The organism is Streptomyces sp. NBC_01351 (assembly GCF_036237315.1).
Taxonomy (GTDB): Bacteria; Actinomycetota; Actinomycetes; order Streptomycetales; family Streptomycetaceae; genus Streptomyces.
This window is the reverse complement of sequence record NZ_CP108356.1, coordinates 6367729-6387300: the sequence shown is the minus strand read 5'-3', so window position 1 is coordinate 6387300 and position 19572 is coordinate 6367729. Positions and strand designations below refer to the sequence as shown.

At 70.0% G+C, this 19572-nt stretch carries 18 protein-coding genes; 8 read left to right on the top strand and 10 right to left on the bottom strand.

The genetic code is table 11. The features are described from left to right. Positions 1 to 25: 25 nt before the first annotated feature. From OG625_RS29445 to OG625_RS29415, 7 genes are all read right to left on the bottom strand, one after another. Positions 26 to 1282, bottom strand: coding sequence for a cysteine desulfurase (locus tag OG625_RS29445; RefSeq protein WP_329387033.1), 1257 nt, complete (start codon positions 1280 to 1282; stop codon positions 26 to 28). Continuing rightward, the gene (sufC, locus tag OG625_RS29440; RefSeq protein WP_329387031.1) at positions 1279 to 2046 is read right to left on the bottom strand and encodes a Fe-S cluster assembly ATPase SufC; all 768 of its coding nucleotides are present in this window, start codon (positions 2044 to 2046) and stop codon (positions 1279 to 1281) included. The genes OG625_RS29445 and sufC overlap by 4 nt, the downstream gene beginning before the upstream one ends. Positions 2047 to 2053: 7 nt before the next feature. Continuing rightward, positions 2054 to 2371, bottom strand: a complete 318-nt coding sequence (locus OG625_RS29435) for a bifunctional 3-phenylpropionate/cinnamic acid dioxygenase ferredoxin subunit (RefSeq protein WP_329387029.1) — start codon at positions 2369 to 2371, stop codon at positions 2054 to 2056. Then, complete coding sequence (sufD, locus tag OG625_RS29430) at positions 2371 to 3549, bottom strand: Fe-S cluster assembly protein SufD (RefSeq protein ID WP_329387027.1); 1179 nt, start codon at positions 3547 to 3549, stop codon at positions 2371 to 2373. Before sufD ends, OG625_RS29435 begins: the two co-directional genes overlap by 1 nt. 59 nt (positions 3550 to 3608) lie before the next feature. Beyond that, the gene (sufB, locus tag OG625_RS29425; protein ID WP_329387025.1) at positions 3609 to 5024 is read right to left on the bottom strand and encodes a Fe-S cluster assembly protein SufB; all 1416 of its coding nucleotides are present in this window, start codon (positions 5022 to 5024) and stop codon (positions 3609 to 3611) included. Next, complete coding sequence (locus OG625_RS29420; RefSeq protein WP_329387022.1) at positions 5021 to 5782, bottom strand: helix-turn-helix transcriptional regulator; 762 nt, start codon at positions 5780 to 5782, stop codon at positions 5021 to 5023. The genes sufB and OG625_RS29420 overlap by 4 nt, the downstream gene beginning before the upstream one ends. Before the next feature lie 101 nt (positions 5783 to 5883). Beyond that, a complete protein-coding gene (locus tag OG625_RS29415; protein WP_329391075.1) occupies positions 5884 to 6666 on the bottom strand; it encodes a formate/nitrite transporter family protein in 783 nt (260 codons plus the stop codon). Positions 6667 to 6794: 128 nt separating this feature from the next. Between OG625_RS29415 and OG625_RS29410 the strand changes: the two genes are divergently transcribed. The 4 genes from OG625_RS29410 (at position 6795) to OG625_RS29395 (ending at position 10798) form a co-directional block, all read left to right on the top strand. Next, on the top strand, positions 6795 to 7721 hold the full coding sequence (locus tag OG625_RS29410; protein ID WP_329387020.1) for an ABC transporter ATP-binding protein: 927 nt from the start codon (positions 6795 to 6797) through the stop codon (positions 7719 to 7721). Beyond that, complete coding sequence (locus OG625_RS29405; protein WP_329387018.1) at positions 7718 to 8485, top strand: ABC transporter permease; 768 nt, start codon at positions 7718 to 7720, stop codon at positions 8483 to 8485. The genes OG625_RS29410 and OG625_RS29405 overlap by 4 nt, the downstream gene beginning before the upstream one ends. A gap of 185 nt (positions 8486 to 8670) precedes the next feature. Then, complete coding sequence (locus OG625_RS29400) at positions 8671 to 9804, top strand: hypothetical protein (RefSeq protein WP_329387016.1); 1134 nt, start codon at positions 8671 to 8673, stop codon at positions 9802 to 9804. 4 nt (positions 9805 to 9808) lie between these two features. Beyond that, positions 9809 to 10798: a COX15/CtaA family protein gene (locus tag OG625_RS29395; protein ID WP_329387014.1), complete on the top strand. Its 990-nt coding sequence runs from the start codon at positions 9809 to 9811 to the stop codon at positions 10796 to 10798. Positions 10799 to 10822: 24 nt separating this feature from the next. Here the strand turns inward: OG625_RS29395 and OG625_RS29390 are convergent, their stop codons facing one another. The 3 genes from OG625_RS29390 to OG625_RS29380 all read right to left on the bottom strand — a co-directional run bounded on the left by OG625_RS29390 (position 10823) and on the right by OG625_RS29380 (position 13340). After that, entirely contained in the window at positions 10823 to 11905 is a 1083-nt protein-coding gene (locus tag OG625_RS29390) for an amidohydrolase (protein ID WP_329387011.1), read from the bottom strand. A 118-nt stretch (positions 11906 to 12023) separates the two neighbouring features. Beyond that, a complete protein-coding gene (locus OG625_RS29385; RefSeq protein WP_329387010.1) occupies positions 12024 to 12374 on the bottom strand; it encodes a hypothetical protein in 351 nt (116 codons plus the stop codon). Positions 12375 to 12398: 24 nt separating this feature from the next. Further along, positions 12399 to 13340: a heme o synthase gene (locus OG625_RS29380; protein WP_329387008.1), complete on the bottom strand. Its 942-nt coding sequence runs from the start codon at positions 13338 to 13340 to the stop codon at positions 12399 to 12401. Between the two features lie 247 nt (positions 13341 to 13587). Here OG625_RS29380 and tkt point away from each other — a divergent pair, with 247 nt between their 5' ends. The 4 genes from tkt to opcA are packed head-to-tail and all read left to right on the top strand — an operon-like array spanning position 13588 to position 19386. Beyond that, on the top strand, positions 13588 to 15675 hold the full coding sequence (tkt, locus tag OG625_RS29375) for a transketolase (protein WP_329387006.1): 2088 nt from the start codon (positions 13588 to 13590) through the stop codon (positions 15673 to 15675). A 35-nt stretch (positions 15676 to 15710) separates the two neighbouring features. Continuing rightward, positions 15711 to 16829, top strand: coding sequence for a transaldolase (gene tal / locus OG625_RS29370; RefSeq protein ID WP_329387004.1), 1119 nt, complete (start codon positions 15711 to 15713; stop codon positions 16827 to 16829). Between the two features lie 2 nt (positions 16830 to 16831). Beyond that, the gene (zwf, locus tag OG625_RS29365; RefSeq protein WP_329391072.1) at positions 16832 to 18361 is read left to right on the top strand and encodes a glucose-6-phosphate dehydrogenase; all 1530 of its coding nucleotides are present in this window, start codon (positions 16832 to 16834) and stop codon (positions 18359 to 18361) included. After that, on the top strand, positions 18358 to 19386 hold the full coding sequence (opcA, locus tag OG625_RS29360; protein ID WP_329387002.1) for a glucose-6-phosphate dehydrogenase assembly protein OpcA: 1029 nt from the start codon (positions 18358 to 18360) through the stop codon (positions 19384 to 19386). Before zwf ends, opcA begins: the two co-directional genes overlap by 4 nt. The last annotated feature ends 186 nt before the right edge of the window (positions 19387 to 19572 follow it).

The window sequence follows — 19572 nt, the reverse complement described above, 5'->3', positions numbered from 1 at the left end:
AGCGTCCTCGTCGTCCTCGTCCTCGTCAGCCGAAGAAGTTCCGTACGTGCTCCAGCCCGTCGATCAGTGCGTCGACCTCCGCGGGAGAGGAGTACAGGTAGAAAGACGCTCGCGTCGTCGCCGGAATTCCGTAGCGCAGGCAGACGGGGCGCGCGCAGTGGTGTCCCACCCGTACGGCGATGCCCTGCTCGTCCAGCACCTGGCCGACGTCGTGCGGGTGGATGTCACCCAGGACGAACGAGATCGCGGCACCGCGGTCCTCGGCCGTGGTCGGGCCGATGATCCGCAGGTCGGGCACCTCCAGGAGGCGCTTGACCGCGTACTCGGTGATCGCGTGCTCGTGAGCGGCGATCTTGTCCATGCCGATCGCGGTGAGGTAGTCCACGGCCGCGCCGAGGCCGACGGCCTGGGCGATCGGGGGCGTACCCGCCTCGAACTTGTGAGGCGCCGGGGCGTACGTCGAGGCGTGCATCGACACGGTCTCGATCATCTCGCCGCCGCCGAGGAACGGCGGCAGGTCCTCCAGGAGCTCCTGGCGGCCCCAGAGGACGCCGATGCCGGTCGGGCCGCACATCTTGTGGCCGGTGAAGGCCACGAAGTCGGCGCCGAGGGCCTGGACGTCCAGCGGCATGTGCGGAGCGGCCTGCGAGGCGTCGATCAGGACCAGCGCGCCGACTTCCTGCGCGCGCCGGACGATCGCCTCGACCGGGTTGATCGTGCCCATGATGTTGGAGACCAGCGTGAAGGAGACGATCTTCGTCTTCTCCGTGATGACCTCTTCGATGTTGGACAGGTCGAGCCGGCCGTCGTCGGTGAGGCCGAACCACTTCAGCTTCGCGCCGGTGCGCTGCGAGAGCAGCTGCCACGGGACGATGTTGGAGTGGTGCTCCATCTCCGTGATGGCGATCTCGGTCTCGCGGTCGACCCGGTAGGGCTCGTCCGCCCAGCCGAGCATGTTCGCGACCAGGTTGAGCGACTCCGAGGCGTTCTTGGTGAAGATCACCTCGTCGCGGCTCGGCGCGTTGATGAAGGCGGCGACCTTGTCGCGGGCGCCCTCGTACAGTGCCGTGGCCTCCTCGGCGAGCACGTGCACGCCACGGTGGACGTTGGCGTTGTGCTGCTCGTAGTACTCGTTCAGCGCATCGAGCACCTGGCGCGGCTTCTGCGAGGTCGCAGCGTTGTCCAGGTAAACGATCTTCTTCCCGTCGTGGACCACACGATCCAGCAGGGGGAAGTCCTTGCGGATCGCCTCGATGTCGAGGAGGCCAGGCAACTGAATCACGCGGTCGCGCCACCCTTCGTGCTGTACGACTCGTAGCCTTCCGCCTCCAGCTTGTCGGCGAGCTCGGCGCCACCGGACTCGGCGATGCGGCCCTCGGAGAAGACGTGGACGAAGTCGGGCTTGATGTAGCGGAGGATCCGCGTGTAGTGCGTGATCAGCAGCGTGCCGACCTCGCCCGTCGCGTGGACGCGGTTGACGCCCTCGGAGACCTGACGCAGGGCGTCCACGTCGAGGCCGGAGTCGGTCTCGTCGAGGATCGCGATCTTCGGCTTCAGGAGCTCCAGCTGGAGGATCTCGTGGCGCTTCTTCTCACCGCCGGAGAATCCCTCGTTGACGTTGCGCTCGGCGAAGGCCGGGTCCATCTGGAGCTGCTCCATCGCGGACTTGACCTCCTTCACCCAGGTACGCAGCTTCGGCGCCTCGCCGCGGATGGCGGTGGCCGAGGTGCGCAGGAAGTTGGAGACCGAGACGCCGGGGACCTCGACCGGGTACTGCATGGCGAGGAACAGGCCGGCGCGGGCGCGCTCGTCGACGGACATCTCCAGGACGTCTTCGCCGTCGAGGGTCACGGTGCCACCGGTGATGGTGTACTTCGGGTGACCGGCGAGCGAGTACGCGAGGGTGGACTTGCCGGAGCCGTTCGGACCCATGATGGCGTGCGTCTCACCCTGCTTGACGGTGAGGTCGACGCCCTTGAGGATCTCGCGGGCGCCGTTCTCGGCCTCGACGGAGACGTGCAGGTCGTGGATTTCAAGCGTTGCCATGGATACCTCAGGACTCCTGGGTGAGGGAGACGAGCACGTCGTCCCCTTCGATCTTTACGGGGTATACGGGTACGGGGCGCGTCGCGGGCAGACCGGAAGGCTTGCCGGTGCGCAGGTCGAAAGCCGACCCGTGCAGCCAGCACTCGATCTGGCAGTCCTCGACCTCACCCTCCGAGAGGGAGACGTTCGCGTGCGAGCAGATGTCGTTGATCGCGAACACCTCGCCCTCGGTGGAGACGATGGACACCGGCGTGCCGTCGAGTTCCACCCGCTTGGGGGTGTTCTCCTCCAGCTCGCTCAGCGTGCAGGCCTTGATGTACGTCATCAGACCGCCGCCGCCAGCTCGGCCTCGATCTTCGCGATCAGGCGTTCCTCGACGTCCGCGACACCGATCTGCTGGACGAGCTCGGCGAAGAAGCCACGCACGACTAGGCGGCGGGCCTCGTCGGCCGGGATGCCACGGGACTGCAGGTAGAAGAGCTGCTCGTCGTCGAAGCGGCCGGTGGCGGAGGCGTGGCCGGCGCCGACGATCTCGCCGGTCTCGATCTCCAGGTTCGGCACCGAGTCGACCCGCGCGCCGTCCGTGAGGACGAGGTTGCGGTTCATCTCGTAGGTGTCGGTGCCCTCGGCGGTCTTCTCGATGAGCACGTCACCGATCCAGACGGCGTGGGCGTCCTGGCCCTGGAGCGCGCCCTTGTAGACCACGTTCGACTTGCAGTGCGGGGCGTCGTGCGTGACCAGGAGGCGGTGCTCCTGGTGCTGGCCGGCGTCCGTGAAGTAGAGCCCGAGCATCTCGGCTTCGCCGCCGGGGCCCGCGTAGGCGATGCGCGGGTGCAGGCGGACCAGGTCGCCGCCGAAGGTGACGGCCACGGACTTGAAGCTGGCGTCGCGGCCGACCAGGGCGTTGTGCTGCGAAGTGTGGACGGCGGTGTCGTCCCAGTCCTGCACGGACACGAAGGTCACCTTGGCGCCGTCGCCGACGAGGATGTCGACGTTGGCGGCGCGCACGCCGTCGCCCGTGTGGTCGATCACGATGATCGCCTCGGCGAACGGCTTGATGTCGAAGACGGTGTGACCGAAGGTCGTACCGCCCTCACCGTGCAGCGCGACGCGGATCGGCTCGTCGAGCACGGTCTCCTTGGGCACGGTGACGACCGTGGCCTTGGCGAACGAGGAGAACGCCTGCGCGGAGACCCGGTCGACGGGGGTGCCGGCCTTGCCGATCCGCTCGTCGCCGCGCTCGACGGACTCGATCGTCACGCCCTCGGGCGCGTCGATCTGGGCCTTCATGGTGCCGTTGGCGACCGCGGTGCCGTCGTGCAGACCCTTGAGGCGGGCCAGCGGGGTGAACCGCCACTCCTCCTCGCGGCCGTGCGGAACCGGGAAGTCGGCCACGTCGAAGGACGGGGGCGCGCTCATCCGGGTGGCGACGGTGGACTCGGCGGCCACCGCGATCGCGCCGGCGGTGGTGGAGCCCGCCGGAATGTTCTGAGCCTCAGCCATGGCTGTCGTCTTGCTCTCTTCCTTCGTCAAAGAATGTGCTGCGGACGGGGCGGTCGGGACTAACCGACCGAGCCCTCCATCTGCAGCTCGATCAGCCGGTTGAGCTCCAGCGCGTACTCCATCGGCAGCTCCTTCGCGATCGGCTCGACGAAGCCGCGCACGATCATGGCCATGGCCTCGAACTCGGTGAGGCCGCGCTGCATCAGGTAGAAGAGCTGGTCGTCGGAGACCTTGGAGACCGTGGCCTCGTGGCCCATGGAGACGTCGTCCTCGCGCACGTCCACGTAGGGGTACGTGTCCGAGCGGGAGATCGTGTCGACCAGGAGCGCGTCACACAGCACGTTGGACTTCGAGCCGTGGGCACCCTCACCGATCTCGACCAGGCCTCGGTACGAGGTCCGGCCGCCGCCTCGGGCCACCGACTTGGAGACGATGTTCGAGGAGGTGTTCGGCGCCATGTGGACCATCTTGGAGCCGGCGTCCTGGTGCTGGCCCTCGCCCGCGAAGGCGATGGACAGCGTCTCGCCCTTGGCGTGCTCGCCCATCAGGTAGACGGCCGGGTACTTCATGGTGACCTTGGAACCGATGTTGCCGTCGATCCACTCCATGGTCGCGCCCTCGTACGCCACGGCGCGCTTGGTGACCAGGTTGTAGACGTTGTTCGACCAGTTCTGGATCGTCGTGTAGCGGCAGCGGCCGCCCTTCTTCACGATGATCTCGACCACGGCGCTGTGCAGCGAGTCCGAGGAGTAGATCGGGGCGGTGCAGCCCTCGACGTAGTGGACGTAGGCGTCCTCGTCCACGATGATCAGCGTCCGCTCGAACTGGCCCATGTTCTCCGTGTTGATACGGAAGTAGGCCTGGAGCGGGATGTCGACCTTGACGCCCTTGGGGACGTAGATGAACGAGCCGCCCGACCACACGGCGGTGTTCAGCGAGGCGAACTTGTTGTCGCCGACCGGGATGACCGTGCCGAAGTACTCCTGGAAGAGCTCCGGGTGCTCCTTCAGCGCGGTGTCCGTGTCGAGGAAGATGACGCCCTGCTCCTCCAGGTCCTCACGGATCTGGTGGTAGACGACCTCGGACTCGTACTGGGCCGCGACACCGGCGACGAGGCGCTGCTTCTCCGCCTCGGGGATGCCGAGCTTGTCGTACGTGTTCTTGATGTCCTCCGGCAGGTCCTCCCAGGAAGCGGCCTGCTTCTCGGTGGAACGCACGAAGTACTTGATGTTGTCGAAGTCGATGCCCGAGAGGTCGGAACCCCAGTTCGGCATGGGCTTCTTCCCGAACAGCTTGAGGCCCTTGAGGCGGAGGTTCAGCATCCACTCCGGCTCGGACTTCTTCGCCGAGATGTCGCGGACGACTTCCTCGGACAGACCCCGCTTGGCAGCGGCGCCGGCCGCGTCGGAGTCGGCCCAGCCGTATTCGTAGGTGCCCAGGCCATCGAGCTCAGGGTGAGCAGTCTCCGTGGTCATGCGGGGTTCCTCCCGGCCGTACTTGCAGATACTGATGTGTCGGTCTGTGTGGCGCTCGCGCTACGCGGAATGAACGTGGTGCACACCCCGTCGCCGTGGGCGATCGTGGCGAGCCGCTGCACATGTGTCCCGAGCAGACGGGAGAAGACCTCGGTCTCCGCCTCGCAGAGCTGCGGGAACTGCTCGGCGACATGTGCGACCGGGCAGTGGTGCTGACAGAGCTGTTCACCGCTGTGCGGACCGGGAGCGCTCTTCGCCGTAGCAGCGTACCCGTCCGCGGTCAACGCCCTGGCAAGGGCCTCCGTGCGCTCCGCCGGGGCGGCCGCGTCGACGGCTTCCCGGTAGCTCCGCGCCTGCGTCTCCATCCGGGCCCTGGCGAAGGCGGCGACTGCCGCCTCCCCCTCCTCGCCTCCGCCGACGGACTGCGCGATCCAGCGCAGGGCGTCCGCGGCGAGCGTGTCGTAGGACTGGTCGAAGGCGTCGCGGCCGCAGTCGGTGAGCGCGAAGACCTTGGCGGGCCGACCCCGGGTGCGTGCGCCGTACACACGCTGCTCACGGGATGCGACCACGTCGTCGGTGACGAGCGTGTCGAGGTGGCGGCGGACGGCGGCCTGGGTGAGGCCGAGACGCTGGGCGAGGTCGGCGACGGTGGACGGACCGTGGTCCAGGATCGAGCGCGCCACGCGGTTGCGGGTTGACCGCTCCCCGGTGGCGAGCTCCCCCTGGGGGATCTCCGTCTGCCGTTCGCCGTATTTCACAACGCCATTGTTGCGTAATTAACCGAGCCCCGACAAGCCGTGACGGAGGCCACTCCTGGTGGCATCCATCACTAAGGGTTACCTTATTTATCGACGCAGAGTTATTCGGAGGCAAACAGTCCGCCTTCTCGTCTGGCCCCTCCGGCGAACCAGTAAACGGCTCCCACCAGCAGTCCTCCGCCCACGATGTTTCCCGGCACGGTGAACATCAGGTTCCGGAAAAGATCACCGAACGACACTGGGCCATCCAGGATCGCGAGGCTGAAAAGGGCCATGTTCGCAACGCAGTGTTCGAATCCCACGGCGACGAATACCGCCACGGGCAGCCACAGCACGAAGATCTTCGCGCCATCTCCCCGGGCCCGGGTGAACATCCAGATGCCCAGGCAGACGAGCATGTTGCACAGCACCGCACGCCAGAAGAGCTGTCCGCCGCTCAGCGCGATCTTCCCGTGGACCATCTCGGTGAGCATGGCCCGCGCGGACGGCGTGGAGGTCACCCCGGAGGCGTGCACCATCGCCCCGAAGGCAAAGGCCCCCAGCAGGTTGCCGGCCAGGCACAGGGCCCACGAGGACAGCAGGTGCCCGACCCCGGTCCGGCCGGACAGCGCGCCGACCAGCATCACCATCACGTTGCTCGTGAAGAGCTGCGCACCGGCGAACATCACGATGGTCAGGGCGATCGGGAAGACCGCGCCCTCCAGCAGCTTCACCGCCGCCGAACCGTTGGCCACGAACGGCGAGACCGCCACCAGCAGCAGCACCTCGCCGATGGCGATGTACGCCCCCGCGAGCACCGCCGAAACGAAGAATCGCGGCGGATGCCCCAGGTCGTGGGCCTTGTGCTCGGCCTGTCCCGAGGTGGCTTCGACGTTCTGAGCGATGCTGTTCCTTCAACGCTAGGGTCCGGGCCGCGCCCGGACCGCGCGAAAAGGTCATCGATGCGCGGGCCCGTGACCCTTGCGCCCCCGGGACCTAGGACCCCCCACCCGGCTCCGTAGACTCATCCCCCATGAGCAACGACCCCGCCGTGGAGATCCGCGGACTGGTGAAGCGGTACGGCCCCAGAACAGCGGTGGACGGACTGGACCTCACCGTCCGGAGGGCCTCCGTCACCGCGGTCCTCGGTCCCAACGGCGCGGGCAAGACGACCACTGTGGAAACCTGCGAGGGCTACCGCCGCCCGGACGCCGGCACCGTCCGTGTCCTCGGCCTCGACCCGGTCGCCCAGGCCGAGGCGCTGCGCCCCCGGATCGGCGTGATGCTCCAGTCCGGAGGCGTCTACTCCGGGGCCCGCGCCGTCGAGATGCTGCGCCACATGGCCAAGCTGTACGCCCACCCGCTCGATGTGGACCCCCTGGTGGAACGCCTCGGCCTCGGCGGCTGCGGGCGCACCCCCTACCGTCGGCTCTCCGGCGGCCAGCAGCAGCGCCTGGCCCTGGCCATGGCCGTGGTCGGCCGCCCCGAGCTGGTCTTCCTGGACGAGCCCACCGCCGGCCTGGACCCGCAGGCCCGCCGCGCGACCTGGGAACTCGTACGGGAACTGCGGGCCGACGGGGTGACCGTCGTCCTCACCACCCACCACATGGACGAGGCCGAGCAGCTCTCGGACGAGGTCGCCATCGTGGACGCGGGCAAGGTCATCGTCCACGGCAGCCCCGAGCAGCTGTGCCGGGGCGGCGCCGAGAACACCCTGCGCTTCACCGGCCGCCCCTCCCTCGACCTCGCCTCGCTGCTCAAGGCTCTGCCCGACGGCACCGAGGCCGCCGAGCTCACGCCGGGCGTCTACCGGGTCACCGGCGACGTCCACCCGCAGCTGCTGGCCACCGTCGCCTCCTGGTGCGCGCAGCACGGCGTGATGCCGGACAGCCTCTCGGTGGAGCGGCACACCCTCGAAGACGTCTTCCTGGAACTGACCGGTAAGGAGCTGCGCGCATGAGCGCCGGTACGTTCACCCCCCGCCCGGGGGCCGCGCCCGTGGGCCGCATGATCCTCGCGCAGACGGCACTGGAGACCCGGATGCTGCTGCGCAACGGGGAGCAGCTGCTGCTGACCGTGATCATCCCGGCGCTCCTGCTGACCCTGTTCTCGGCCGTCGACATCATCGACACAGGAGCAGGGAAGTCTGTCGACTTCCTCGCCCCCGGCATCCTGGCCCTCGCCGTGATGTCCACCGCCTTCACCGGCCAGGCCATCGCCACCGGCTTCGACCGCCGCTACGGGGTCCTCAAGCGGCTCGGGGCCTCCCCGCTGCCGCGCTGGGCGCTGATGGCGGCCAAGACCCTGTCGGTGCTGGTCACCGAGGTGCTCCAGATCGCCCTGCTGACGGTGATCGCCCTCGCGCTGGGCTGGTCCCCGCAGGGGAACCCGCTGTCGGTCGGCGTGCTGATCCTGCTCGGCACCGCCGCCTTCTCCGGGCTGGGGCTGCTGATGGCGGGCACCCTCAAGGCGGAGATCACCCTGGCCGCCGCCAACCTGGTCTTCCTGCTGCTGCTGGTCGGCGGCGGGGTGATCGTGCCGCTGGAGAAGTTCCCGGACACCGTTCAAGCCGTACTGGGCCTGCTGCCCATCTCGGCCCTGTCCGACGGCCTGCGCGAGGTGCTCCAGCACGGGGCCGCGCTGCCGTGGGGCGACGCGGCCGTGCTGACCTGCTGGGCGGTACTAGGGCTGGGTGGCGCTGCGCGCCTCTTCCGCTGGGATTGACTCCTCCCCCTCGCGAACGAGAGGGATTCCTGGCTCTCGCTGCTCGCCGCCCAGCCGACGGTCGGGACTCACACGATCAATGCCAACCGGGTTGAGACCCGCCCGGTTACTCGCTGCCCCGGTAGCATCACTCGACCACTGCATTCACCCATGAGGTGCGCGGACCACGACGCCGGGGGGCGGACATGGCGCAGCGAGAGGCCGTTCTGCGGCTGGACGGGCAATGGGCACGGGTACGCGCGGGGGCCGCGCACGCGGAGCCCCAGGACCGCGAGCGGCTCCTCGACGAGCTGATCGGCGCCCTGCGCCCGCTCACCGAGGACCCCGAGTGCACGGCGCTGCTGGGGCTGCGCCTGGCCGACCGGGCCGCCCTGCGCTTCGCCGAGGGGGACCGCGCCGCGGCCCTCGCCACGATCGAGGAGGGGCTGCGGAGCTCCGAGCGCGCGGCCCCGTACTCCCCCGCCTTCGCCCGCTGGTACGCACGCGGGCTGATCAACCACGGGGTGTGGCTGGCCTGGCCGCTGAGCGACGGGAACCGGCTGCCGCGGCACCCGCTGGGGCCGGCCGCCTCCGAGGGGCCGAGCGCGATGGAACGGGCGGCCGGCGAGCGCGCCCGTGACCTGACCCGCGCGGCCGTCGAGGTGTGGTCGGGCCTGGACCAGCGGGATCCGGTCAACCGGCGGGGGCTCGCCCAGGCGAAGGTGTTCCTCGGGGACCGTCTCGCGGAGCTGGGCCTGGCCGAGGAGGCGGTGGCCTGGGCGGTGGACGCGGAGGCGGACTTCCGGCAGCTGCTGCTCGCGGACACCGGCCCGGAGGAGTCCGAGGAGGCCGAGGAGGCCCTGGACCACATCGGCCGCCAGCTGGAACTGCGGCTGCGCTTCCTGGCCTTCGGCTCCCTCGTCCGGCTGCGCACGGAGGGGCTGCTGCCCGAACGGCTGCTGCCGCAGGCCGTGGTGGCCGCCCGCATCCAGGGGGTGCCGGAGGAGGAGATCGCCGCCCGGCTGGGGCTGGGCGCCGAGCAGGTGCACACGATGCTGGACGTCACGCCCTGGCTCGCGGTGTGGCGCGTGGAGGTGCGCGGCGCCGACGGGCTGTGGAACGTACTGGATCATCCCTGGCATAGCTCCACAGAAGTGCGAAACAGGACAGCGGCGGACGTAGCGTCGGAAGTGGTGCTCACCTTCACCGCCTCGGCCGACTGCCCGGGCGAGGGCGGCCATTGGCGCATCCGCCTGTGGTGGCACGAGGAGGGCGACCCCGCCGGGGCCCGGTTCCGGCTGACCGTCGGCCCCGACGCACCCGCCAACACCCCCTCGTGAAACTTTGCACAAGGCGACGCATACGATAGGGGCCGTGTTGAACCCATTCGCATACATCGCCAGCCGCTGGACGCCCTCACCCCGGACCGTCCGGCGCGCCGCGACCGCCGCGCTCCTCATGAGCGTGGCCATCATCGTCACCGGCGGCGCGGTGCGGCTGACCGGATCCGGTCTCGGCTGCGACACCTGGCCCAAGTGCACCGACGACAGCCTCGTCGTGACGCAGGCCCAGGGCTTCCACGGCATCATCGAGTTCGGCAACCGGATGCTGACGTACGTGCTCAGCGCGGCCGTCGGCTGGTTCATCCTCGCGGCGCGCTCGGCCAAGCCCTGGCGGCACTCGCTGACGCAGCTCGGCTGGGTCCAGTTCGCCCTCGTGATGTGCAACGCGGTCCTCGGCGGCATCACCGTCCTGACGGGGCTCAACCCGTACAGCGTCGCCGGACACTTCCTGCTGGCCACCGGCCTGATCGCGGTCACCACCGTCTCCTGGCAGCGCACCCGTGAGGGCGACGGCGCCCCCCGGCCGCGCGTACCCGGTCCGGTGCGCAAGCTGTCGTGGGCCCTGATCGCCACCACCCTCGTACTGATCGCGGCGGGTACGGTCGTCACCGGATCCGGACCGCACGCCGGTGACAAGAGCGAGATCAAGCGGATGCCGTTCGACTGGGCGACCACCGCCCACGTGCACGCGATCGCCGCCTGGGCGGTGTGCGCGCTGGCCGTGGCGATGTGGCTGGCGCTGCGCGTGGTCGACGCCCCCGCCGACACCCGGGCCCGTGCCCGGGACCTGCTGATCGTCCTCCTCGCGCAGGGCGGGATCGGTTACGTGCAGTTCTTCACCGAGCTGCCCGAGGTCCTGGTCGCCGCCCACATGCTCGGCTCCTGCCTGGTGTGGATCGCGGTGCTCCGGGTGGCGCTGAGCCTCCGTGAGCGGCCTGCGGAGCAGGCGGAGATCCCGGCCCAGGGCGACCCGCAGCTCTCCACCGTCTGAGCCCTGCGCAGCCCCGACCGAGCCCTACCCCCGCTCGTCCAGCCGGTAGACGCGGCGGGCATTGCCCGCCGCGAGCAGGGCGGCCACCCGTCCGGCGTCCCGCCAGGACCACGACCCGTCGGCGACCCAGCCGCCCAGCACCCGGCCCAGCGCCTCCCGGAACACCAGGGCGCCGACCGCGTGCAGTTCGGGGAGCCGGCTCCCGCCGCTGGAGAACATCAGCTTCCCGAACGGCGCGAGCTCCAGCAGCTCCGCCAGCACGGTCGCGGCCCCGGCGCCGGTCCGCCCGAGGGCCGCGCCGGTGTCGGCGTAGACGTGCGGGAAGGCCGCGGCCAGCCGCGCCGCGTGCCGGTGACGGGGGTACGCGCCCAGCAGTACGAGCCGCGCGCCCAGGCCCTCGGTGGCCCGTACGAAACCGGTCAGCGCGTCCTGCTCCCCCGCGACCGCGTGCAGCTGGAGCGGCAGCCCCGAGGACACCGCGCTCCACAGCAGGTGCCGCAGGATGACGGGGTCGCGTACGGCTCCGCCCCTGGTCCGCCGGTCCAGCCAGCGCCCGGCGGCCCCGCGCACCTCGCCGGGTCCCGGCGGCTCGGCGGCGAAGCCGGGGCCCAATCCGGTGGCGCAGGTGAAGGCCGCGGCCCCGGCGGCGGCGTGATGGACGGCCTCGGCGAGGTTGGCCAGGAAGGCGGCCACCGTCCCGGAGGTGTCGGCGACCTGCTCGGCCAGTAACTCCAGCCGGACCGTCTCGAAGGCCTCCGCGTCGCCTGCGAGCGCCAGCTCCTTGGGCCCGGTGAGGTCCCCCGCCTCCCCCGTGTCGACGAGGTAGGTGGCGACTCCGGAACCGCGCAGCAGCAGCCGCGCCGATTCGGCGGCGCCCAGCTCTCGGCGCCGGGCCAGGTAGCGGGCGGGGGTGGCGTGCGGCTCCAGCCCGAGCAGCGGTGGGCACCAGCGGCGCACGGCGAAGCCGGTCTGCGTGTCGAAGAAGGTGGTGCCCGCGGCGGGCGGGCCCGCCGCGGGCAGCAGCTGGGCCTCGAAGGTGCCCAGGCCCAGCTCCGTACGGAGTACTCCGTGGCAGTACTGGTCCACCAGGGGCGGCGTTTCGATCATCCGGGCATCCCGTTGCGGACGTGAGGAAGGGGCTTCCACACGTCCTAACGGGTGAGCGGGGTGTGAGGTGTTTCTCGCGCTGTTGACCGAGACGGCACCGGAGCTCCGGGAGGCCGGATCAGGCCGCCGGGTTGGCCGGTCCGCCGAGCTGGAGGCCGGCCATGCGCGTCCACTCGTACGGGCCGGTCTTCACGCGCGCGGCGAACTCCCCGTCGAACTCCTCGTGGAGGGTCAGTCCGGCCTTCTCGGCGGCCAGCTGCGCCACGGCGAAGGTGGGGGCGACCAGGTCGCCCCAGCCGCCGTCGGTGCCCACGAGCACGATGCGGGTGCCGGCCTGGCCGATGTGGGCGAGCTGACCCTCGGCGCCGCCGTGCTGCTTGGCGAACGCGCCGATCTGCTTGGCCAGCTTCGCCGCCGTACGGTCCTGCTTCTTGTCCGCGGTCTGTGCGGTGTCTGCGGTGTCTGCCATGGAGGGCATGCTACCGCTGAGTAATCAGCGGAGGAAGGGATCCACGGCCACCGCCACGAACAGCAGCGACACGTAGGTGATGGACCAGTGGAACAGGCGCATCTCCTTGAGCTTCCCGCCCGTCAGGCCCGCCTTGGCCCGCGCGTGCAGCGCGTGCGCCTCCCACAGCCACCAGCCGCCCGCGAGCAGCGCGACCGAGGTGTAGAACCAGCCGGTGTACCCCAGCGGGGTCAGCAGCAGCGAGACCGCCACCATCACCCAGCTGTAGAGCACGATCTGACGCGCCACGACCTGGTTCCCGGCCACGACCGGCAGCATCGGCACGCCGACCCGCGCGTAGTCGTCCTTCACCTTCATCGACAGCGGCCAGTAGTGCGGCGGCGTCCAGAAGAAGATGACGAGGAAGAGGATGACCGCGGCCCAGGAGACCTCGTTCTTGACGGCGGACCAGCCGATCAGCACCGGCATGCAGCCCGCGATGCCGCCCCAGACGATGTTCTGGGCGGTACGCCGCTTCAGCAGCATCGTGTAGACGACCACGTAGAAGAGGAGCGCGCCGAGCGCGAGCGCCGCCGACAGCCAGTTGATCAGCAGCCCGAAGAACAGGGTGGAGACCACTCCGAGGGTGATGCCGAAGACCAGGCACTCGCGCGGGCTGACCATGCCGGTCACCAGCGGGCGCTGCGAGGTCCGGTCCATCAGTGCGTCGATGTCGCGGTCGATGTACATGTTCAGGGCGTTGGCGCCGCCCGCGGACAGGTAGCCGCCGAAGCAGGTCGCGAGGACCAGCCACAGCGAGGGCACGCCCTGCTCGGCGAGGAACATCACCGGGACTGTGGTGATCAGCAGAAGTTCGATGATCCGGGGCTTGGTCAAAGCCACGAATGCCATGGCCCGGGCCCCGAACGGCCGGTGACCGGGGCTCGTCCCGAGCACCCCCGCTGGACGGGATTCGACGGCCGTCACACGCACCCCTGAGAGAGAAACCAGCAAGCTCCCCGTAAGGGCTTGCACGTACCACGCCACTGTAGACGTTGGTCATACGTCGCCCTGCGCGGGGGTCGCGTCGTGTTGGCCCGAACGGAGCTGAACAACCAGTGACGGACTGTGGGCACTCGAATAGCTGCACGCCGTTGCGGGGGTAGGCTCGGAATCGCGCCGGTGCACCGTTCGTCACCGGGATTCAGACATGTGGAGAGGAGCCTGACGCACGGTGAGCACCAAGCCGACGACCACAGAGCTCGACTGGACCGAACTGGACCAGCGGGCCGTCGACACCGCCCGCATCCTGGCCGCTGACGCGGTGCAGAAGGTCGGAAACGGCCACCCCGGTACGGCGATGAGCCTGGCCCCCGCCGCGTACACCCTCTTCCAGAAGGTCATGCGACACGACCCGGCCGACCCCGAGTGGGTGGGCCGCGACCGCTTCGTGCTCTCCGCGGGGCACTCGTCCCTCACCCTCTACACCCAGCTGTACCTCGGCGGGTTCGGACTGGAGCTGGACGACCTCAAGGCGTTCCGCACCTGGGGTTCCAAGACCCCCGGGCACCCGGAGTACGGCCACACGGCCGGCGTGGAGACCACCACCGGTCCCCTCGGCCAGGGCATCGCCAACGCGGTGGGCATGGCCATGGCCGCCCGCTACGAGCGCGGCCTGTTCGACCCGCAGGCCCCCGCGGGCACCTCCCCGTTCGACCACATGGTCTACGCGATCGCGGGCGACGGCTGCCTCCAGGAGGGCATCTCCCACGAGGCGTCGGCACTCGCGGGCCACCAGAAGCTCGGCAACCTGGTGCTGCTGTGGGACGACAACCACATCTCCATCGAGGGTGACACGGAGACGGCCGTCTCCGAGGACACCATGAAGCGCTACGAGGCGTACGGCTGGCACGTCCAGCGCGTCGAGCAGCAGGAGAACGGCGACCTCGACCCGAAGGCCCTGTTCACGGCCCTCCAGGCCGCCAAGGCCGAGACGGAGCGACCCTCCTTCATCGCGGCCCGCTCGATCATCGCCTGGCCCGCCCCGCACGCCCAGGGCACCGAGGCCTCGCACGGCTCGGCCCTCGGCAACGACGAGGTCGCCGCCACCAAGCGCGTCCTCGGCTTCGACCCGGAGCAGGCCTTCGAGGTCTCCGACGCGGTCATCGCCCACACCCGTTCCCTCGGGGACCGCGGCCGCGAGGCCCGCGCCGCGTGGGAGAAGGAGTTCTCCGCCTGGCGCACCGCCAACCCGGAGCGCGCCTCCGAGTTCGACCGCATCAACGCCAACGAGCTGCCCGCGGGCTGGGAGGACAAGCTCCCCGTCTTCGAGCCGGGCAAGGGCGTCGCCACCCGCGCCGCCTCCGGCAAGGTGCTCGAGGCGCTCGGCGCGGTCATCCCGGAGCTGTGGGGCGGCTCGGCCGACCTGGCCGGCTCCAACAACACCACCATCGACAAGAACTCCTCGTTCCTGCCGACGGGCAACCCGCTGCCGGAGGCCGACCCGTACGGCCGCACCATCCACTTCGGCATCCGCGAGCACGCCATGGCCGCGGCCATGAACGGCATCGCCCTGCACGGCCACACCCGCATCTACGGCGGCACCTTCCTGGTGTTCTCCGACTACATGCGCAACGCCGTCCGCCTCTCCGCGCTGATGCACGTGCCGGTCACCTACGTGTGGACGCACGACTCCATCGGTCTCGGCGAGGACGGCCCGACCCACCAGCCGGTCGAGCACATCGCCTCGCTGCGCGCCATCCCGGGCCTGAACGTGGTCCGCCCGGCCGACGCCAACGAGACCGCCATCGCCTGGCGCGAGATCCTCAAGCGCCACACCAAGGTGTTCGGCAAGGGCGCCCCGCACGGTCTGGCGCTGACCCGCCAGGGCGTGCCGACGTACGAGGCGAACGAGGACGCGGCCAAGGGCGGCTACGTGCTGTTCGAGGCCGAGGGCGGTCCCGCCCAGGTCGTCCTCATCGGCACCGGTTCCGAGGTCCAGCTCGCCGTCGCCGCGCGCGAGGCGCTGCAGGCCGAGGGCGTCCCGGCCCGCGTGGTCTCGATGCCGTCCGTCGAGTGGTTCGAGGAGCAGGACCAGGACTACAAGGACAGCGTCCTGCCGCCGTCCGTCAAGGCGCGCGTCGCGGTCGAGGCCGGCATCGGCCTGACCTGGCACCGCTACGTCGGCGACGCCGGCCGGATCGTCTCGCTGGAGCACTTCGGTGCCTCCGCCGACGGCGCCGTGCTGTACCGCGAGTTCGGCCTGACCGCCGAGGCCGTGACCGCGGCGGCCAAGGACTCGCTCGCCGCCGCGGCGCGCTGACGCCCTCCCCGACACCAGTAGGAGATGCAATTCCCATGACAGACGCACTCAAGCGCCTCTCCGACGAGGGCGTGGCGATCTGGCTGGACGACCTGTCCCGCAAGCGCATCACGTCCGGCAACCTGGCGGAGCTCATCGACCAGTCGCACGTGGTCGGTGTCACCACCAACCCGGCGATCTTCCAGAAGGCGATCAGCGGCGGCGAGGGCTACGAGCAGCAGCTCACCGACCTCGCCACCCGCAAGGTCACCGTGGAGGAGGCCCTGCGGATGATCACCACGGCGGACGTCCGCGACGCCGCCGACATCCTGCGCCCGGTCTACGGCCGCACCGACGGCCAGGACGGCCGCGTGTCGATCGAGGTCGACCCGCGCCTGGCGCACAACACCCCGGCGACCATCGCCGAGGCCAAGCAGCTCGCGTGGCTGGTGGACCGCCCGAACACGCTCATCAAGATCCCGGCGACCAAGGCCGGCCTGCCGGCGATCACCGAGGTCATCGGCAAGGGCATCAGCGTCAACGTCACGCTGATCTTCTCGCTGGAGCGCTACCGCGAGGTCATGGACGCGTACCTGGCGGGTCTGGAGAAGGCCAAGGCCGCCGGCCTGGACCTCTCCCTGATCCACTCGGTCGCCTCCTTCTTCGTGTCCCGCGTGGACAGCGAGATCGACAAGCGCCTCGACGCCATCGGCACCGACGAGGCCAAGGCCCTCAAGGGCAAGGCGGCCCTCGCCAACGCCCGTTTGGCCTACGAGGCCTACGAGGAGGTCTTCTCCTCGGACCGCTGGACCGCCCTGGAGCGCGTCGGAGCCAACAAGCAGCGCGCGCTGTGGGCGTCGACGGGCGTCAAGGACCCGGCGTACAAGGACACCCTGTACGTGGACGACCTGGTCGCCCCGAACACGGTGAACACCATGCCGGAGGCCACCCTGGAGGCCACCGCCGACCACGGTCGGATCACGGGTGACACCGTGCGCGGCACCTACGAGCAGGCTCGCGCCGAGCTCGACGCGGTCGCGAAGCTGGGCATCTCGTACGACGATGTGGTGCAGCTGCTCGAGGACGAGGGCGTCGAGAAGTTCGAGGCGTCCTGGAACGACCTGCTGAAGTCGACCGAGGCGGAGCTTGAGCGCCTCGCCCCCACGGAGGCCTGAACATCTTGTCTGTAAACGGAGCGAACCCGCTTCGTGACGCACAGGACCGGCGGCTCCCGCGCATCGCGGGGCCGTCCGGCCTGGTCATTTTCGGCGTTACGGGTGACCTGTCGCGCAAGAAGCTGATGCCTGCCGTCTACGACCTGGCCAACCGCGGCCTGCTCCCCCCGGGCTTCTCCCTGATCGGGTTCGCCCGCCGGGAGTGGGAGCACGAGGACTTCGCCCAGGAGGTGTACGAGGCCGTCAAGGAACACTCGCGCACGCCGTTCCGGGAGGAAGTCTGGCAGCAGCTGGTGCAGGGCTGCCGGTTCGTGCAGGGCGACTTCGACGACGACGCGGCCTTCGAGACCCTGAAGTCGACGATCGACGAGCTCGACAAGGCGCAGGGCACCGGGGGCAACTTCGCCTTCTACCTGTCCGTGCCGCCGAAGTTCTTCCCCAAGGTGGTCCAGCAGCTCAAGAACCACGGGCTGGCGCAGAAGGAGGGTTCCTGGCGGCGTGCCGTCATCGAGAAGCCCTTCGGCCACGACTTGAAGAGCGCGGAAGAGCTCAACAAGGTCGTCCACGAGGTCTTCCCGCGTGACGAGGTCTTCCGGATCGACCACTACCTCGGCAAGGAGACCGTCCAGAACATCCTGGCGCTCCGCTTCGCCAACACCATGTTCGAGCCGATCTGGAACCGGTCGTACGTCGACCACGTACAGATCACCATGGCCGAGGACATCGGCATCGGCGGCCGGGCCGGTTACTACGACGGCATCGGCGCGGCCCGTGACGTCATCCAGAACCACCTGCTCCAGCTGCTCGCGCTGACCGCGATGGAGGAGCCCGGCTCCTTCCACCCCAAGGCGCTGGTGGCCGAGAAGCTCAAGGTGCTGACCGCCGTGGAGCTGCCGGAGGACCTGGGCAAGCACACCGTGCGCGGCCAGTATTCGGCGGCCTGGCAGGGCGGCGAGAAGGTCGTCGGGTACCTCGAAGAGGACGGCATCGACCCCAAGTCGAAGACCGACACCTACGCGGCAATCCGACTGGAGATCAACAACCGCCGCTGGGCGGGCGTCCCCTTCTACCTCCGGACGGGCAAGCGCCTCGGCCGCCGGGTGACGGAGATCGCGGTGGTCTTCAAGCGGGCCCCGTACCTCCCCTTCGAGTCGGGCGCGACCGAGGAGCTGGGGCAGAACGCCCTGGTCATCCGGGTCCAGCCGGACGAGGGCGTCACGGTCCGCTTCGGCTCCAAGGTCCCGGGCACCTCCATGGAGGTCCGCGACGTCACGATGGACTTCGCCTACGGCGAGTCCTTCACGGAGTCGAGCCCCGAGGCCTACGAGCGGCTCATCCTCGACGTCCTCCTCGGCGACGCGAACCTCTTCCCGCGTCACCAGGAGGTCGAACTGTCCTGGAACATCCTCGACCCGATCGAGGAGTACTGGGACAAGCACGGCAAGCCCGCGCAGTACCCGGCGGGCACCTGGGGGCCGGTCGAGGCGGACGAGATGCTCGCACGAGACGGACGGAGCTGGCGCCGGCCATGAAGATCGACCTCACGGAGACCAACTCCAGCAAGATCAATGCCGCGATGGTGCAGGCACGCCGGGACATCGGCACGCCGGCCATCGGCATGGTCCTCACGCTGGTGATCGTGACCGACGAAGAGAACGCGTACGACGCTCTCAAGTCGGCGAACGACGCGTCCCACGAACACCCCTCGCGGATCGTCGTCGTCATCAAGCGGGTCAGCCGCTCGCCGCGCAGTCGCCGCGATGCCCGTCTCGACGCGGAAGTCCGCGTCGGGGCGGACTCCGGCAGTGGTGAAACGGTTGTGCTCCGCCTTCACGGCGAACTGGTCGACCACGCCCAGTCGGTGGTTCTCCCGCTCCTGCTGCCGGACGCTCCGGTGGTCGTCTGGTGGCCCGAGGGCGCTCCGTCCGACCTGGCGGGCGACCCGCTGGGCGCGCTGGGGCAGCGCCGGATCACGGACACGTACTCCTGCGAGCAGCCGGTCGGCGCGCTCGCGGCCCGGGCGGCGTCCTACGCACCCGGGGACACGGACTTGTCCTGGACCCGGATCACCCCGTGGCGCTCGATGCTGGCGGCCGCGCTGGACCAGCAGGCCCTGAAGGTCACCTCGGCGACCGTGGAGGGCGAGGGCGACAACCCGAGCTGCGAACTGCTGGCCATGTGGCTGGCGGATCGTCTCGGCGTGCCGGTCACGCGCACCCTCTCGGCCGGCCCGGGCCTGACGGCCGTACGCCTGGAGACCAAGGACGGCACGATCGTCCTGGACCGGGCGGACGGGTCCCTGGCCACGCTGTGCATGCCGGGGCAGCCCGACCGTGCGGTGGCGCTGAAGCGCCGCGACACGGCGGAGCTCCTGGCGGAGGAACTCCGCCGCCTGGACCCGGACAACACGTACGAGGCCTCGCTGAAGTTCGGCGTCGCCCGCCTGGCCGCTGGGACCGCTCCGGCGGCGCCGGCCCCGGCGGAAGCCCCGGCCAAGGCCGAGGCTCCGGCCCCGAAGCCGGCGGCCAAGCCGGCGAAGAAGGCGGCGGCCAAGTAGAACGGGGCCCTGCGGGGCTCTCCCCCACCCCGCCCCTTCCCGAAACCGGGGCTCCGCCCCAGACCCCGGTCCTCAAACGCCGGACGGCTGAAAGGCCCAGCCTCGCCGGCGTTTGAGGCGCGGGGTCCGGGGCGGAGCCCCGGGAAACGGAGAAAGGGCGGGGCGGGGAGCAGCTCCGCGCAGCGG

What these genes read in the sequence shown, in the direction of transcription:
- sufC (WP_329387031.1), bottom strand. Translation starts at nt 2,046, where the DNA reads ATGGCAACGCTTGAAATCCACGACCTGCACGTCTCCGTCGAGGCCGAG.
- OG625_RS29435 (WP_329387029.1), bottom strand. Translation starts at nt 2,371, where the DNA reads ATGACGTACATCAAGGCCTGCACGCTGAGCGAGCTGGAGGAGAACACC.
- sufD (WP_329387027.1), bottom strand. Translation starts at nt 3,549, where the DNA reads ATGGCTGAGGCTCAGAACATTCCGGCGGGCTCCACCACCGCCGGCGCG.
- sufB (WP_329387025.1), bottom strand. Translation starts at nt 5,024, where the DNA reads ATGACCACGGAGACTGCTCACCCTGAGCTCGATGGCCTGGGCACCTAC.
- OG625_RS29410 (WP_329387020.1), top strand. Translation starts at nt 6,795, where the DNA reads ATGAGCAACGACCCCGCCGTGGAGATCCGCGGACTGGTGAAGCGGTAC.
- OG625_RS29405 (WP_329387018.1), top strand. Translation starts at nt 7,718, where the DNA reads ATGAGCGCCGGTACGTTCACCCCCCGCCCGGGGGCCGCGCCCGTGGGC.
- OG625_RS29400 (WP_329387016.1), top strand. Translation starts at nt 8,671, where the DNA reads ATGGCGCAGCGAGAGGCCGTTCTGCGGCTGGACGGGCAATGGGCACGG.
- OG625_RS29390 (WP_329387011.1), bottom strand. Translation starts at nt 11,905, where the DNA reads ATGATCGAAACGCCGCCCCTGGTGGACCAGTACTGCCACGGAGTACTC.
- OG625_RS29385 (WP_329387010.1), bottom strand. Translation starts at nt 12,374, where the DNA reads ATGGCAGACACCGCAGACACCGCACAGACCGCGGACAAGAAGCAGGAC.
- tal (WP_329387004.1), top strand. Translation starts at nt 15,711, where the DNA reads ATGACAGACGCACTCAAGCGCCTCTCCGACGAGGGCGTGGCGATCTGG.
- opcA (WP_329387002.1), top strand. Translation starts at nt 18,358, where the DNA reads ATGAAGATCGACCTCACGGAGACCAACTCCAGCAAGATCAATGCCGCG.